A 14,744-nucleotide genomic window follows, 5' to 3' on the forward strand; every position below is an offset into this window, starting at 1 on the left:
AAAACATATCTGTTATAATGCCGCACCTATGGTGCATTGCAGTTTATGTAATTTCTAAGCGTTTTATCGCGTCTTTTCTCTTCCCATAAAACTGCCCCTGAATTGATATCAGGAATGGTGAAGTCTGGAGTATTTCTTATTTATGAATTTTGAGTCACTCGGCTTGAAGGCTGATATTTTGCGTGCCATTGAAGAACAAGGATACGCAGAGCCTACCCCTATTCAACAACAGGCAATTCCTGTTGTGTTGTCCGGTAAAGATCTACTGGCGAGTGCCCAGACCGGAACGGGGAAAACGGCAGGTTTTACTTTGCCTATCTTACAGTTATTGAGTGAATCTCCCATTCAATCTAAAGGGCGTCGCCCGGTCAGGGCTTTGATCCTGACGCCAACCCGTGAACTGGCGGCACAAGTGGGGGAAAATGTCCGCAATTACAGCAAATATCTCCGGCTACGTTCCTTTGTGGTATTTGGAGGGGTAAGTATCAACCCGCAAATGATGAAATTGCGTGGTGGAGTCGATATTTTAGTAGCAACACCAGGGCGTTTGCTGGATCTGGAACACCAAAATGCCGTAGACCTATCCCACGTGGAAATGCTGATCCTGGATGAAGCGGATCGTATGTTGGATATGGGCTTTATTCATGATATTCGTCGGGTACTGAATAAACTGCCAGCCAAACGTCAGAATCTGCTGTTTTCAGCAACATTCTCGGATGAGATCAAAAATCTGGCTAACAAATTACTGCGTGATCCGGTCAGTGTAGAAGTTGCCCGTCGTAATTCAGCTTCTGAGCAAATTGAACAGGCTGTCCATTTTGTAGATAAGAAACGCAAAGGGGAATTGCTTTCTTATATGATTGGCAGCCAGAACTGGCAACAGGTACTGGTATTTACCCGTACGAAACATGGCGCAAACCGTTTGGCAGAACAGCTCAATAAAGATGGTGTTACTGCGGCAGCGATTCATGGCAATAAGAGCCAAGGTGCCAGAACCCGTGCATTGGCTGATTTTAAAAGTGGTCAGATACGGGCATTAGTTGCAACGGATATCGCGGCCCGTGGGCTGGATATTGACCAGCTACCTCATGTTGTTAACTATGAATTGCCGAATGTTGCAGAAGATTATGTGCATCGTATCGGTCGTACCGGTCGTGCCGAAGCAACAGGGCAGGCAATCTCTCTGGTATGTGTTGATGAACATAAGTTATTGAAAGATATTGAACGCTTGCTGAAACGGGAAATTCCGCGTATCACCACTCCCGGCTATGAACCCGATCCTTCGATTAAAGCAGAGCCTATCCAGAATGGCCGTAACGGGCGCAGCAATCAGCCCCGAGCTCAGCGTACCGGTGATAAACAGGGCGCTAACCGGCAAAATCATGGCCATTCACGCAACAAGAATGTATGGCCAAAGAGTGCCTCATCACAGAAACCTCGCAATCGCAGACCAGCTAAAGCGGTAGCAGGAGAGTAATACAATGCGCGTTTTGCTGGCTCCGATGGAAGGCGTTCTGGATTCACTGGTCAGGGAATTGCTTAGTGAGGTCAATGATTACGATCTCTGTATTACGGAATTCCTGCGGATCGTGGATAGCTTATTGCCGGTAAGGTCTTTTTACCGTTTGTGTCCTGAACTGTATCGCCAGAGCAGGACGCCATCGGGAACACCGGTCAGGATACAGCTTTTAGGGCAAGATCCGTCATGGCTGGCTGAAAATGCAGTCAGAGCGGTGGAATTGGGTTCGTGGGGAGTTGATTTAAATTGTGGCTGTCCTTCCAAAACCGTCAATGGTAATGGCGGCGGGGCTACTTTACTGAAAGATCCCGAGCTTATCTACCGAGGAGCCAAAGCCATGCGGCAAGCTGTACCGGCAGAATTGCCGGTTACAGTCAAAGTACGTCTGGGATGGGATTCCGATTCCCGGCAGTTTGAAATTGCAGATGCTGTTCAGCAGGCAGGTGCAACTGAACTGGTAGTGCATGGACGTACTAAGGAAGATGGCTATAAAGCAGAACGCATAAACTGGCAGGCGATTGGCGAGATCCGCCGTCGCCTTGCCATACCGGTCATTGCGAATGGAGAAATATGGGACTGGCAAAGTGCACAGGAGTGTCTCAAAGTCACCGGATGTGATTCAGTGATGATTGGCCGTGGTGCGCTGCATGTGCCGAATTTAAGCCGGGTGATTAAATTTAATGAACCGAAAATGCCGTGGCATGGTGTGCTCCGGCTATTACAGAAATACACCCTGTTGGAAAAACAAGGAGATACCGGTTTATATCATGTCGCCCGTATTAAGCAATGGCTTGGTTATCTACGTAGAGAATACCGTGAAGCTGAGGAGCTATTTGTGCAAGTCAGGGCATTAAAAACGTCATCGGCTATAGCTGAAATGATTTCTCGAGTTGTAGAGAACGACATGTATTTGGTTGATAACGCAGCGGTTTAGTTGACGTATTCTCAGGTCCCTATCAGTTTCTACAATGATAATGATGTTATTTTTATCGTTATTGTTCTCTATTCTGAAAGATGCTATACACTTCGTTTTTCAGGTTGCGCCTTTGCTGGTTGCGCTTATTCACCCCAGTCACCTTTTTTATAGACAGACGGTTATCTATGCTTTCGGGGATGAACACCCTTGCTACCGCGATGTAGCCTGAAAGATATTGTGTATACATATTGAATATTTCATAAGCAAATTGTCTGAATTGACCACATCAGTCAGCTGGATTGTCACAAATTTGATCATTTGTTCCGTGAGACATTTCTTCATGTTTTGCTGATGTTATTCATCATTGGATGCTGAAGCGGGCCTGAGAAATGTCCATTTCACTATGACCTTACTTGTAATTCAATGAAGGAAATGCCAATGAAATTAGAAACACTGTCCATTCATGCCGGTTACTCTCCTGATCCTACAACTAAAGCAGTTGCAGTCCCAATTTATCAAACAACGTCCTATGCCTTTGATGACTCACAGCATGGCGCTGATTTATTTGATTTAAAAGTTGAAGGCAACATTTACACCCGCATTATGAACCCGACTAATGATGTGCTGGAAAAACGTATTGCTGCTTTAGAAGGAGGAGTGGGTGCACTTGCTGTTGCCTCTGGCATGGCAGCAATCACCTATGCTATTCAGACAATTACTGGCCTGGGAGATAACATTGTTTCTGTAGCAAAATTGTATGGCGGAACTTATAACTTAATGACACATAATTTCCCAAATATTGGGATTGAAGTCCGTTTTGTTGATCATGACGATCTTGCAGCTCTTGAATCGATGATTGATGAAAGAACCAAAGCCGTTTTTTGTGAAACGATCTGTAATCCAAGCGGGAATATTATTGATATCCGTGCATTCGCTGATATTGCTCATCGGCACGGTATTCCACTTATTGCCGATAATACCGTTGCAACACCTTACTTGTGTCGTCCGTTTGAACATGGTGCCGATATTATCGTACATTCCCTGACCAAGTATATTGGTGGTCATGGAAATTCTATTGGTGGAATAGTGATTGATTCGGGCAATTTTCCTTGGGCAGACTATAAGGATCGTTTTGCTGTTTTGAATACGCCAGATCCTGCCTATCATGGTATAAATTATCTCGAACATTTTGGTGTAGCAGCATTTATTGCCCGTTGTCGTGTTGGGCAGCTGCGTAGTACTGGTGCGTCCCTTTCCCCTTTTAATGCCTTTTTGATTCTACAGGGCCTTGAAACACTCGCTCTTCGTATGGAACGTCATACTGAAAATGCCTTGAAAGTTGCTCAATATCTGGAACAACATCCTTTGGTATCCTGGGTTAAATACGCCGGGCTACCGACACACCCTGAATATGATTTGGCTGTACGTTATATGGGAGGGAAACCTTCTGCTATTTTATCTTTCGGTATTAAGGGAGAGGAAAAAGCAGCGACACGTTTTATTGATGCTCTGCAACTGATTACACGTTTGGTTAATATTGGTGATGCTAAATCATTGGCTTGTCATCCGGCGTCTACAACTCATCGTCAATTAAATGAAGAAGAGTTGATAAAAGCCGGCGCATCACGAGATTTGATCCGTTTATCTATCGGCATTGAGCATAGTGATGACATTATTGCAGATCTTGCACAAGCATTGGATATGGCAAAATAATTGAAATATACCAACGAATTGCAAGCTATGTTGTAGTGGCGAAGGAATGACAAATTCGTCATGAATGAATTTGTCCAGCCAAAAGCTGGCCTCTGGTGAGAGGCAGGAGCCTCTCAGTAATCCTGCAAAAAACTGACGATTCTATATTCATAACCACATACCGAGGATGAGTGGCTATATTTGCCTACTCCGATGGCATCCGCACATTGTTTTTTTATCGGGTATATAGAATTCATATAATTATAATGTCCGGACTATTTTTCGATTAATTCGATTTTTAAATATCTGAGGAAATGTTTAATTAATCAAAAAAAACAATGATATTAAATTAATTAACGACATATTTTTATTTAACTGAACCCTATCATTCCTTATGATTATTCATAAACTGACAGCTTTCTACTATTTGCAATTTTTTTAGTTAGTGTCTTAAATTAGGGCATGCAGTTAAGACATTCTCAGTAAAATCTCATCAGGGCGTTAGCTCTTATTGATACCCAATATACCCAGAGTTTCGAGCTGCATCGCGGCGTCAAGGGCATTTATTCCCGAGAGCATAGATAATTATGCGGTCAGGGAAAATGAAGCCAGCCAAAAAGAGGTGGTTTGAGATAAAATGGTATATTTAATAAAATCAGGGGGTTGAGTATGGGTATTCTGTCATGGATTATCTTCGGTTTAATTGCCGGGATCATAGCGAAGTGGATTATGCCGGGTGATAATAGCAGCGGTATCATTATGACGGTGATTTTAGGGATTATTGGTGCAGTTGTCGGGGGCTATATAAGTACATTTTTTGGCATGGGAAAAGTAGATGGATTTAATTTGGGAAGTTTTGCCATTGCTGTTATTGGTGCACTGGTTGTCCTGTTTATATATCACAAAGTTTCTAATTAATTTAATGGTACTTATTAATCTTAATAATAGATTTAAGATGAGTGATAGAAAAAGGGCATGATAATTTGATGCCCTTTATACACTTCGTCTTTCAAGTTGCCTCTTTGTTAGCTGCGCTCACTCACTCCGGTCTCCGTTTTTATAAACATACGGTTTATCTATGCTCCTGGGGATTAACTCCCTTGCCGCCGCGACGCATCTTGAAATCCATTGTTTATATAACTTTTATCTTTTAAATTATTTTTACCAGTGTGAAACAGCTCAACCACTCAAGTATATTATTATTTCTCTAATGGGAGATTATCATCAGCTCCCCATTCAGCCCATGAACCATCGTATAATGCTATTTTTTTATGACCAATTATATCAAGCCCCAGTATTAAAACGGCTGCTGTCATCCCGGAGCCACAACTAGTGATAATGGGTTGATCCAAATCGACACCTTGTTGTTTAAAGATAAGTTTAATTTCATCCGGAGATTTGTAATGTCCATTTTCAAGTAGCGCTGTCCACGGGACATTTTTTGAACCGGGAACATGGCCCATTCTTAAACCCGGGCGTGGCTCAGGTGCTCTGGCCTGAAAACGCTCTACTGATCTGGCATCGACCACTTGTGTTTTTTCCTCCTCATTATGGAGAATATCAAGGATCTGCTGCCGGGAAATGACATGTTCGGGAGAAAAATGGATATTGAATACCTGCGCATGGTGGCTGACTGCTCCCGATTCAGTTGGGTAACCAGCCCGTTGCCAGCCTTGTAAACCACCTTCAAGAATACGGATGTTTTTTGCGCCAAAAGTTTTAAATGTCCACCATGCCCGTGGTGCAGAAAACATATTTCCCTGATCGTAAATGACGATCAGGTGATTTTCACTGATTCCCATTTCGCTAACGGCTTTTTGGAAAGTTTCCGGAGCAGGGAGCATATGTGGTAATGGACTCTGAAGGTCGGCTATTTTATCAAGATCAAAAAAGCCGGAACCCGGTATATGTTTCTCCAGCCATTTCTGCTGATAATCAATGGATTCAGTTGGCATGGGAGCACTGGCATCAATAACAACAATATTCTCATCATTGAGATGTTCGCTTAGCCATTGTGGAGTAACAAAATATTGACTGTTCATAAGCTTCCCCGTCATTGGATATTCCGTGCGTTATACTACTAAATTGGGTACTGCAATAAGTCTGAGGGTATATCGGCTATTACTGTTGCCCGGATTGTACGTTTTCCTGATGTACCGTTTCTTGCTGTACTTGTTGTGTCTCTTCTGCTGAGGCGGTTGAACGGTTATACATGTTCATTCCTGCTAAAATAATGCCTCCGATAGAACCGAGGGTGAATAGTACGATAATAACAAGCAGGATCTTTTTCATCTTTGTTCTCGATAAAATTCTTAGTCATGTAGAAGGTTATACCCAATGGATTTCCAGTTGCATCGCCGCCAATAACAAAGAGACAACTTGAAAGACAACGGGTATAGAAGTATATCGGCTTCTACACTCCAGACAAGCAATAAGCGACTTTCTGGTTTTTTCTGTAAAAAAGCTGGAAAGCTGTTCCCAATAATCGCGATATCAGGCTGATCTGAGGGTAACTCTGTGGGAGAATGGGGTGATAATTCTCATGCAGCAAAATATATGGCACTTTCCAGTTCAATAAAAAATCAAATCAGTCAATGGTATAAGGCGTTATCTACCCACATCGATGGCTTCATTCCAAGGGCTCCCCAACGTCAGATGATTGCAGAAGTGGCGAAAACACTGGCAGATGATGAAGGGCGGCATTTGGTCATAGAAGCGCCCACCGGAGTAGGAAAAACATTATCCTACCTTATTCCTGGGATTGCCGTCAGTCGGGCTGAGCAGAAGCCATTAGTCGTGAGTACTGCTAATGTGGCTTTACAGGATCAGATTTACAGTAAGGATCTACCGCTATTACGAAAAATCATCCCGGATTTGAAATTCACCGGGGCTTTTGGTCGCGCACGTTATGTTTGTCCGCGTAATCTGGAAGCTATTTGTGCCGCTGAGGGGGAGCAAATTGATTTAATGCTGCTGGTGGAAGATCAGACTGCTGTTGCGAATAGTGAAGAACGAGAACTGTGTCGCAGGTTACGCAATGATTACTCTACTTTTGGCTGGGATGGTTTGCGGGATCATCATCAACTGGCATTGTCGGATTCGCTATGGTCAAAGGTCAGTACTGATAAGATGAACTGTCTGGCCCGTAACTGTCAGTTTTATCATCGTTGTCCATTCTTTCTGGCCCGAAGGGAGATTGAAGATGCTGATGTTGTCGTTGCCAATCATTCTTTGGTGATGGCGGCATTGGAAAGTGAATCCGTCCTGCCGGAAGCTAAAAATATGTTACTGGTTCTGGATGAAGGTCATCATATCCCGGATGTTGCAAGGGATTCACTGGAGGTGGAAGGAGAGATTACGCTATTTCAGTTGAATGGGCAGTTGGATTCCTTTGTCCGTCATGTCGAGCAATATTTGCTTCAGTTCCGTCCGGCAAAACCGCCTGCTTTGGTTGAAATAAACCGTTTGCAGGCTTATTGTGAAAAAATCCGCGAGTGTTTCAGGGAGCTGGCTGATATCACACAGGCATTATTGCCCGAACGAGGGGATGCAGAAGAATACTTGTTTGAACTGGGAAAATTACCGGATAATTTACTGCTGTGCTGTCAGACACTATTTAAACTGACTGATGGCCTACGTAGCTTATCTGAAGCGATTCTAAATGATCTTACCGATCAAACTGCGAAACAGGATATTGTCAGGTTGCATCGCGCTATCTTGCTGACTAGCAGGACACTGGGTTATTTCGAAAATATGGCAAAGCTGTGGCGTCTGGCTTCGCAGGAAGAATCTTCCCATGCTCCTATCTCAAAGTGGCTGACACGCCGTTATGAGAAGAATCAGTCACATCTTTACTTTCACTGCGCGGGGATTCGGGTCAGTGAACAATTAACTCAGTTATTGTGGCGAAACATTCCTCATATTGTCGTAACATCCGCGACATTGCGCTCTCTTAGCAGCTTTTCCCGTATTCAGGAGCTGACGGGACTGCATGAAAATTATGATGACCGTTTTGTTACTTTGGCTTCCCCTTTTGAACATGTTCGCCAAGGGCGTCTGATTATTCCGCGAATGACGCTGGAGCCTACAATCCATAATGAAATGCAACACCTTGAGGAAATGGCGCGTTATTTCCGTTCGCAAATACTGTTGGGTGCTCATCAGGGAATGTTAGTGCTGTTTAGCAGCCAACGTGCGATGGAGGGTTTTCTCCAATTTGTAAAAGATTTACGGCTGATGTTACTGGTGCAGGGGGATCAACCACGATATCGGCTGGTGGAAACCCATTGCAAACGTATTGACGAAGGGCAGCCCAGTGTTCTGGTTGGATTGCAGTCTTTTGCTGAAGGACTGGATTTGAAAGGTAATTACCTTTCACAGGTACACATCCATAAAATTGCTTTTCCGCCTGTCACAAACCCCGTCATTATCACCGAAAGTGAGTGGCTTAAATCCCTGAAACGCTATCCTTTTGAAGTGCAGAGCTTGCCGAGTGCTTCTTTCAGTCTTATTCAACAAGTGGGAAGACTTATACGCAGTCATGAGTGCCATGGTGATGTGGTAATTTATGACAAAAGGTTGCTGACCAAGCGTTATGGTTCCCGTTTGTTGGGGGCATTGCCTGTTTTTCCGATTGAACAACCAGATATACCTTCGGAAGAAATATTACTGAAAATGAAAAAAGGATAAATAATATAAAAGTTAATATTATTTATCCTTAAGGCAAAGTTAGGCTGATAACTGTTATTTATCCGATTTTTTTCAGGAAACAGGTTTTCAGTACTAACCCTTTGATTTTATCAGCATTACATTCGATTTCGTCTTCACGGTGGGTAAGGCGAATATTTTTAATTAATGTGCCACGTTTCAGCGTCTTAGAGGTGCCTTTAACTTTCAGATCTTTGATAACTTGTACTGAATCACCATCATTCAGCAGGGCACCGTTGGAATCTTTAACTTCGATATCCATTGTATATTGTCCTCATGTTTATTTTTAAAGCAGACGGGATTATAGAGAGAAAAATGAATTTTTTAAAGGTTAGTCTGATTTTTTAGGTTATAACTTCTATTTTAGATGTTTTTTATAATAAAAAAGGCCGTAATAACGGCCTATACACTTTGTCTTTCAAATTCTCTCTTTGGTGGCTGCGCTCGTTCACCCCAGTTACATAGCTCTATGCTCCTGGGGATGAACTTCCTTGCGGCAGCGATGTATCTTGAAATCCAGTGTGTATGATGATGGTGTTTTTATCTTAGTGCTCAATATTGGCTTCAAGAAACCATAAAAACTTATCGAGGTCACGGGAAGCTGCTGTGAACATATCTGCTGTATCTTCGTCTTCCGCATCACCAATAGCCTGACGGATATCATTAGCAACAATAGCATAACGATCAGCCAGTGCTTTTAAGTGATCCTGTACATCGTGAATACCCGTTGGGTAACTTTCCAGCTGAGTTCCTTTGTGAACTTCCTGAAGTGTACCTAATGCCACTCCACCTAGCTGCACGACACGCTCGGCAAAGGTATCGAGATGATCAACGAGTGTAGTACGGAAGTCATCCAGCATTTTATGGATGGCGATGAAGTTTCTACCACGGATATTCCAGTGTGCCTGCTTAGTCATCAGAGACAGGTCAGTAAACTGGATGACCATATGATTTAGTGCATAAATTGAACTTTGTTTCACTCCCTCACTGATATTATTACGGGTATAAATCAGTTTGGAGGAACTTTTTCTGACAAATTTTGCAGTACTCATTTGTAATGCTCCCTTAATTTAAACTAATGACATGGGATATATTAAAAGTAGCTGAACATTGAGCAGACGTCATATCGTTTTATGCTATCGAATTGATAGCTAATAAAAACATCGGTAATTAATCTTGGTAATAGTCAAAACCGAAAGGTGTCAGTACCTTTCGGTTTTCATAGGTGGTTTCCTATAATCTTGCGTTTTTATTCAACTTTTTCTAGTTTAGTTTTCTGTTTCATGGTTGTAGTAGAGCCAATTGAAGCACAAATGATGCATAGAAGGGCGAGCCACTGTGTTGTGGTTAAATGCTCATTCAGGAAAATGATACCGGATAAGGCACCTAATGCTGGTTCCAGACTCATTAACGTACCGAATGTTTTGGCTGGCAAACGTGTAAGGGCGATCATTTCCAATGTATAGGGAAGTGCAGTCGATAAGATAGCGATGCCCAGAGCAATAGGCAGTAATGAGGCATCAAACAGAAGTGCCGGGCCGGTTTGGATTAATCCCACCGGAAAAAAAATAACAGCAGCAATTAATGAGCCGATAGAAACTGTAGCTGCACCATAACCTGCCCCAGCCCGTTGGCCAAAGATAATATAAAGTGCCCAGAAAACGCCCGCTCCCAGTGCATATAAAATGCCGACAGGATCAAGAGTACTGACGTTATCACCGATAGGTAACAGAAAACCTAATCCGGCAATAACCAATACGATCCAAAGAAAATCCACGGGACGGCGTGAGGAAAACATAGCGACAGCCAGTGGGCCGGTAAATTCAAGTGCAACGGCAATACCAAGGGGAATTTTGGATAATGCCATGTAAAACAGATAATTCATTCCACCGAGTGAAATGCCGTAAGCAAGAAGAGGAGTGAGAGATGAACGCGTAAATTTCAGACGCCAGGGTTTAAAAATCAGGAATAAAATGATGGTTCCCAGCGCAAGTCTCAGAGCAGTCACACCAGGCGCACCAATGACATGAAATACTGTTTTAGCTAATGATGCACCAGCCTGAATTGATGTCATTGAAATTAATAATAAAAATATCGGAAGCAGAGAAAATGATGCAGCCCGATGTTTAGAAAAGGACATTTACAGAAAACCTCAATTACAACATGTTATTTTAGAAGTGCCATCTTCGCAGTGAAATAGACAGAATACAACATGATTATGTCTTATGAGCGCTAGGCTGACGTGTAAAAGAATAAGCATGAAGTATAGTTATTAATTCCTCTTAATCCACATATTATGAAAGCGATATCCTCGTATAAAAGCAGAGTGGTAGAATTCGTTGATGGTTTTATCGTCTTTGATTATTATGCTATTCCTTAAATATAAATAGACCATGATTTTCAGGAGAAATGATATGTTAATCAGAGCAGCTTCTGGGCAGGAGCTTGATGCTATTTTATTACTTTATACAACATTATTCAGAGAAATGGCTGAGTTGCAGCCTGAAAGGCTGAAAAAGGTTGAACAGGACAGGGCATTTATTATTTCCACTCTTAGTGATGATAACTTTAATTTATTAGTAGCAGACGATAATAGTGGAAATATAAAAGGTTTTTGCATCGCACAAAAAAAGCAGACACCACCATTTAATTGCCTTGTTCAAAGGGAATATGGTTATGTTATTGATTTATTTGTCAGCCCAGATGTGAGAGGTCAGGGTATTGGTCAGGAATTATTAGCGGAAATGAAAAAGTGGGCGAAGGAAAATAATTTTACTCATTTGGAGCTGACTGTTTTATCTGAAAATATTTCGGCAACAAAATTTTATGAAAGAGAAGGTTATAAAGAAATCAATAAATTAATGGCTATTACATTGTGATTATGGAGTTAAATGTGAAGATTTCTTTAGTAGATATAGATAAAAATAATTATCGAGAAGTGATGTCTCTCGAAGTTGAATCTGGACAGGAGCAGTTTGTTGCACCAAATTCAGAGTCAATTGCAGAATCAAAGTTTAATCAATACTGTAGGCCAAGAGCAATTTGTCTTGGTGAAGAAATTATCGGTTTTGCTATGTATGTATGAACGTTGTGTTAATGAAGGAAAGCCAAATGAGTATAATCTTTATCGGATGATGATTGACAAATCTCATCAGAATAAAGGAATTGGCAGTCTTGCGATGAAATTATTACTGGATGAAATGAAGCAATATGCTGATTGCTACAAAATATCTGTCTGTTATGATGAAACAAGTCAACGTCATAGCCAGTTTTATCAGCGTTTTGGTTTTACCGAAGTAGGTTATTGTGAAGAGTATGAGGAGATGTTGGCAGAAATTATTATAGAAAATAAAATTTGTTAACTGTGAACTTCTCTTTAAAAATGAACAGAGAGTTATCTTATAATGAAAATTTGTAGTGGAAGTTATATACCCTTCGTCTTTCAAGTTGCCTCTTTGTTGGCCGCACTCATTCATTCTCGGTCACATAGTTGTCTATGCTCCCGAGAATGAGTTCCTTTGCCGCCACGATGCATATTGAAATCCATTGAGTATAGATAATTCTCTGGACGCTTGCTAAATGAAGGTTTGTCTGCCAGAATTTAAAACTAGTTATGCAGTAAGTTTATTTCGTATATCCTGAAACTTTTTAATTAAAAATACGATAAGCCTTCAAACTTCTGTGGTGAAATAATGAATATAGGGAAACACTTTAATAATAGCTTTATCTTCAAATTATTGCTCTTTATCATGATTGCGGGATTGGGGTTGAGAGTACCAATATCTTATATCCCGCCAATGTCTCAGGAAATTATTGACGATTTAAACATAAACTATTCTACCTTTGGTTTAATAACATCGCTGTCACCGCTGTGTTTTTTCTTTTTTTCTCCTTTAACACCTTATTTTGAAAGAAGAATAGGGTTGTATAAAACCTTATTAATGACATTTGTGGTTGCTATTGTTGCTTACATTCTAAGGTTAAATAGTTCTCTGATATTGTTGTTGGCTTCTACCGTTATGTTTGGGTTTGCCATTGCACTGGGAAATATTGCATTACCTTCATTCTTTAAAAGTCTGGGTAGTAACAGGGTTGCTCTTCTGTCGTCATCCTATACGGCATCTTTGTATCTGGGGCCGGCAATGGCGACCGGTCTGACGTTACCGATTAAGCATATGCTGGGTTTTTCCTGGAATGAAGTTTCCTGGATTTGGGTACTAATTCCCATATTTTCAGTGCTCCTTATTCTGTTCTTTTCCGATAGAAAACAAAAAAATTCAGTTAGTAACCCAAATGCCCGTAATGATTATGACGATAAACCTGTGAAGGTGATTAACCCGTGGTCAAGCATTTCATGCTGGATGATGGCTGTTTATTTCTCTGTGTTATCGTTTAACTTTTATATTATTACTGCCTGGTTCCCCGAAATTATCAGTTCTTATGGAATGAGCCAGACTGAGGCAGCATCTTATGCTGCGCTATTCTCATTAGTAGCAATACCTTTTGCGACATTGACTGCCTTTTATATCTATAAAATAAAAAGACAAGAATTCATGTTTGTTATTAACCCTATTATTGGCATGCTGGGGATTATTTTATTTATTTATGGTCAAAAACATTTAATTCCTGTTGCTGTCATGATCATGGGGATTGGGGCAGGTATTTGTACCGGAGTTGCATTCTTGTTACCACTGCTGCGTTTTAATCATACGACTAATATTACGAAAGCAAACTCAATGATGCAATCAATCGGTTATTTGATTGCATTTTGTGGGCCACTTATTTCTGGTTATATTCATGATTTTACCTCTTCCTGGACTCTTGTTCTGTGGTTGCTTTTCCTTGTTCTGGCAATCCAAGGGATTTTGGGAATAATAATCGGTAAAAATGAAAAACTTGATGCGGCTTAATGTTGAAAAGTGTTTAAAAAGAAAATGTGATTAGCGATTTTTATAATCGCTAATCACCCGGAATTTATATTTCACACCTATATTTCAATTACCACACCTGTTTCTTGGCCATAAATACTGCGTATATAGCCTTTCGCTATTTGTTCACCTGTACAGGTCTCCTGCCCGGGGAAAAATTTGGCGTAATTGGTAAATGATTCATCCAATAATTTGGGGCTGACTACGTTAATTCGGGCATCTGTGATTTCAGTAGCTGCTGAGCGGACAAAAGCTTCAATAGCCCCATTGGTTACGGCAGTTTGAGAACCATTAGGTGACATTATTTTGCCGACAATACCTGATGTTAAAGTAATTGAACCACCGGGTTTAATGTATTTTAAGGCTTGGAGTGCAACATTAATCTGACCGAATGCTTTATTCTTGATGCTTTCCTCATAATCACGCAGGCTTTCTGGCTTCGTCCAGTTGGTTTTACCAAATGCACATATAATAGCTTCAAACATTTTATTTTTAGATAAAAAATTATCTAATTGTTGATTATCAAACACATCAAGCGAATATTCAGGTGAGTTACGGCTGGCTTGAATAATCTCAAGCTCTGTAGGGTTATCAGCCAACAAAGGATGGTATTTTTTAATGTTACTGATAATGTGTTTTCCTATATTTCCTGTTGCTCCTATCACTAATATTTTCATATTTATGACTCCGTAATTGAATGACAATATGCTAGATGGCAAAATATTTTGCTAAGTCTGAATTTCGGCGCATGACAGCAATTAATTCTGAATTTTCCAGTTTATAAAAAGCGGGGCCACTTTTTACTTCTGTTACATTACCACAACCAATAATACCCCATCTGATTTTCTGCATTTTATTTTTCCGGTATATTTATCTATGAATAGCCAATATCCGTTCGATTTTATAATAGCCTTTTTGCTTATTCTATGTCTTTATGGACGATAATTTATATTGTTACATTAGGAAAATTTATTCCTGATAT

The 14,744-nt window shown here is 40.9% G+C and carries 16 protein-coding genes; 9 read left to right on the forward strand and 7 right to left on the reverse strand.

Annotated features, from left to right (window positions below; all coding sequences use genetic code 11):
• Positions 1–142 precede the first annotated feature (142 nt).
• The 4 genes from rhlE (at position 143) to AACS92_RS18435 (ending at position 5,045) form a co-directional block, all read left to right on the forward strand.
• On the forward strand, positions 143–1,477 hold the full coding sequence (gene rhlE, locus AACS92_RS18420) for an ATP-dependent RNA helicase RhlE (protein ID WP_099109150.1): 1,335 nt from the start codon (positions 143–145) through the stop codon (positions 1,475–1,477).
• 4 nt (positions 1,478–1,481) lie between these two features.
• Entirely contained in the window at positions 1,482–2,453 is a 972-nt protein-coding gene (gene dusC, locus AACS92_RS18425) for a tRNA dihydrouridine(16) synthase DusC (protein ID WP_099109151.1), read from the forward strand.
• 420 nt (positions 2,454–2,873) lie between these two features.
• Complete coding sequence (locus AACS92_RS18430) at positions 2,874–4,148, forward strand: bifunctional O-acetylhomoserine aminocarboxypropyltransferase/cysteine synthase (protein WP_099109152.1); 1,275 nt, start codon at positions 2,874–2,876, stop codon at positions 4,146–4,148.
• Between the two features lie 648 nt (positions 4,149–4,796).
• Positions 4,797–5,045, forward strand: coding sequence for a GlsB/YeaQ/YmgE family stress response membrane protein (locus AACS92_RS18435; protein WP_099109153.1), 249 nt, complete (start codon positions 4,797–4,799; stop codon positions 5,043–5,045).
• Between the two features lie 281 nt (positions 5,046–5,326).
• On the opposite strand, the gene sseA is transcribed toward AACS92_RS18435, so the two are convergent.
• Together sseA and AACS92_RS18445 are read right to left on the reverse strand one after the other, a co-directional pair.
• Entirely contained in the window at positions 5,327–6,169 is an 843-nt protein-coding gene (gene sseA / locus AACS92_RS18440) for a 3-mercaptopyruvate sulfurtransferase (protein ID WP_099109191.1), read from the reverse strand.
• 79 nt (positions 6,170–6,248) lie between these two features.
• Positions 6,249–6,419 carry a hypothetical protein gene (locus AACS92_RS18445; RefSeq protein ID WP_169926606.1) on the reverse strand — a complete coding sequence of 57 codons (171 nt, stop codon included), beginning with the start codon at positions 6,417–6,419 and terminating at the stop codon, positions 6,249–6,251.
• Positions 6,420–6,683: 264 nt separating this feature from the next.
• Between AACS92_RS18445 and dinG the strand changes: the two genes are divergently transcribed.
• The gene (gene dinG / locus AACS92_RS18450; RefSeq protein ID WP_099109192.1) at positions 6,684–8,816 is read left to right on the forward strand and encodes an ATP-dependent DNA helicase DinG; all 2,133 of its coding nucleotides are present in this window, start codon (positions 6,684–6,686) and stop codon (positions 8,814–8,816) included.
• A gap of 58 nt (positions 8,817–8,874) precedes the next feature.
• Here dinG and AACS92_RS18455 read toward each other — a convergent pair whose 3' ends face one another.
• The 3 genes from AACS92_RS18455 to rhtA form a co-directional block, all read right to left on the reverse strand.
• Entirely contained in the window at positions 8,875–9,096 is a 222-nt protein-coding gene (locus AACS92_RS18455) for an alkylphosphonate utilization protein (protein ID WP_045969765.1), read from the reverse strand.
• A gap of 283 nt (positions 9,097–9,379) precedes the next feature.
• Entirely contained in the window at positions 9,380–9,886 is a 507-nt protein-coding gene (gene dps, locus AACS92_RS18460; protein WP_099109154.1) for a DNA starvation/stationary phase protection protein Dps, read from the reverse strand.
• Between the two features lie 197 nt (positions 9,887–10,083).
• Positions 10,084–10,974 (reverse strand): threonine/homoserine exporter RhtA, encoded by an 891-nt coding sequence (rhtA, locus tag AACS92_RS18465; RefSeq protein WP_099109155.1) that lies wholly within the window; start codon positions 10,972–10,974, stop codon positions 10,084–10,086.
• A 274-nt stretch (positions 10,975–11,248) separates the two neighbouring features.
• Here rhtA and AACS92_RS18470 point away from each other — a divergent pair, with 274 nt between their 5' ends.
• The 4 genes from AACS92_RS18470 (at position 11,249) to AACS92_RS18485 (ending at position 13,744) form a co-directional block, all read left to right on the forward strand.
• Positions 11,249–11,713 (forward strand): GNAT family N-acetyltransferase, encoded by a 465-nt coding sequence (locus AACS92_RS18470; RefSeq protein WP_099109156.1) that lies wholly within the window; start codon positions 11,249–11,251, stop codon positions 11,711–11,713.
• Between the two features lie 14 nt (positions 11,714–11,727).
• Positions 11,728–11,919: a hypothetical protein gene (locus tag AACS92_RS18475; protein WP_241537905.1), complete on the forward strand. Its 192-nt coding sequence runs from the start codon at positions 11,728–11,730 to the stop codon at positions 11,917–11,919.
• A complete protein-coding gene (locus tag AACS92_RS18480; RefSeq protein WP_241537906.1) occupies positions 11,912–12,196 on the forward strand; it encodes a GNAT family N-acetyltransferase in 285 nt (94 codons plus the stop codon). The genes AACS92_RS18475 and AACS92_RS18480 overlap by 8 nt, the downstream gene beginning before the upstream one ends.
• 330 nt (positions 12,197–12,526) lie before the next feature.
• Positions 12,527–13,744: an MFS transporter gene (locus AACS92_RS18485; protein WP_099109157.1), complete on the forward strand. Its 1,218-nt coding sequence runs from the start codon at positions 12,527–12,529 to the stop codon at positions 13,742–13,744.
• Positions 13,745–13,821: 77 nt separating this feature from the next.
• On the opposite strand, the gene AACS92_RS18490 is transcribed toward AACS92_RS18485, so the two are convergent.
• Entirely contained in the window at positions 13,822–14,439 is a 618-nt protein-coding gene (locus AACS92_RS18490) for a short chain dehydrogenase (protein ID WP_099109158.1), read from the reverse strand.
• Positions 14,440–14,470: 31 nt separating this feature from the next.
• Positions 14,471–14,614, reverse strand: coding sequence for a hypothetical protein (locus tag AACS92_RS18495; RefSeq protein ID WP_241537907.1), 144 nt, complete (start codon positions 14,612–14,614; stop codon positions 14,471–14,473).
• Between the last annotated feature and the right edge of the window lie 130 nt (positions 14,615–14,744).

This window comes from Xenorhabdus sp. KJ12.1, from assembly GCF_963876495.1.
In the GTDB taxonomy this organism is placed as follows: domain Bacteria; phylum Pseudomonadota; class Gammaproteobacteria; order Enterobacterales; family Enterobacteriaceae; genus Xenorhabdus; species Xenorhabdus stockiae.

Excerpts from the sequence above, each read along its gene's own strand:
- rhlE (WP_099109150.1), top strand. The coding sequence starts at position 143 with ATGAATTTTGAGTCACTCGGCTTGAAGGCTGATATTTTGCGTGCCATT.
- dusC (WP_099109151.1), top strand. The coding sequence starts at position 1,482 with ATGCGCGTTTTGCTGGCTCCGATGGAAGGCGTTCTGGATTCACTGGTC.
- AACS92_RS18430 (WP_099109152.1), top strand. The coding sequence starts at position 2,874 with ATGAAATTAGAAACACTGTCCATTCATGCCGGTTACTCTCCTGATCCT.
- AACS92_RS18435 (WP_099109153.1), top strand. The coding sequence starts at position 4,797 with ATGGGTATTCTGTCATGGATTATCTTCGGTTTAATTGCCGGGATCATA.
- sseA (WP_099109191.1), bottom strand. The coding sequence starts at position 6,169 with ATGAACAGTCAATATTTTGTTACTCCACAATGGCTAAGCGAACATCTC.
- AACS92_RS18445 (WP_169926606.1), bottom strand. The coding sequence starts at position 6,419 with ATGAAAAAGATCCTGCTTGTTATTATCGTACTATTCACCCTCGGTTCT.
- dinG (WP_099109192.1), top strand. The coding sequence starts at position 6,684 with ATGGCACTTTCCAGTTCAATAAAAAATCAAATCAGTCAATGGTATAAG.
- AACS92_RS18455 (WP_045969765.1), bottom strand. The coding sequence starts at position 9,096 with ATGGATATCGAAGTTAAAGATTCCAACGGTGCCCTGCTGAATGATGGT.
- dps (WP_099109154.1), bottom strand. The coding sequence starts at position 9,886 with ATGAGTACTGCAAAATTTGTCAGAAAAAGTTCCTCCAAACTGATTTAT.
- rhtA (WP_099109155.1), bottom strand. The coding sequence starts at position 10,974 with ATGTCCTTTTCTAAACATCGGGCTGCATCATTTTCTCTGCTTCCGATA.
- AACS92_RS18470 (WP_099109156.1), top strand. The coding sequence starts at position 11,249 with ATGTTAATCAGAGCAGCTTCTGGGCAGGAGCTTGATGCTATTTTATTA.
- AACS92_RS18480 (WP_241537906.1), top strand. The coding sequence starts at position 11,912 with ATGTATGAACGTTGTGTTAATGAAGGAAAGCCAAATGAGTATAATCTT.
- AACS92_RS18485 (WP_099109157.1), top strand. The coding sequence starts at position 12,527 with ATGAATATAGGGAAACACTTTAATAATAGCTTTATCTTCAAATTATTG.
- AACS92_RS18490 (WP_099109158.1), bottom strand. The coding sequence starts at position 14,439 with ATGAAAATATTAGTGATAGGAGCAACAGGAAATATAGGAAAACACATT.
- AACS92_RS18495 (WP_241537907.1), bottom strand. The coding sequence starts at position 14,614 with ATGCAGAAAATCAGATGGGGTATTATTGGTTGTGGTAATGTAACAGAA.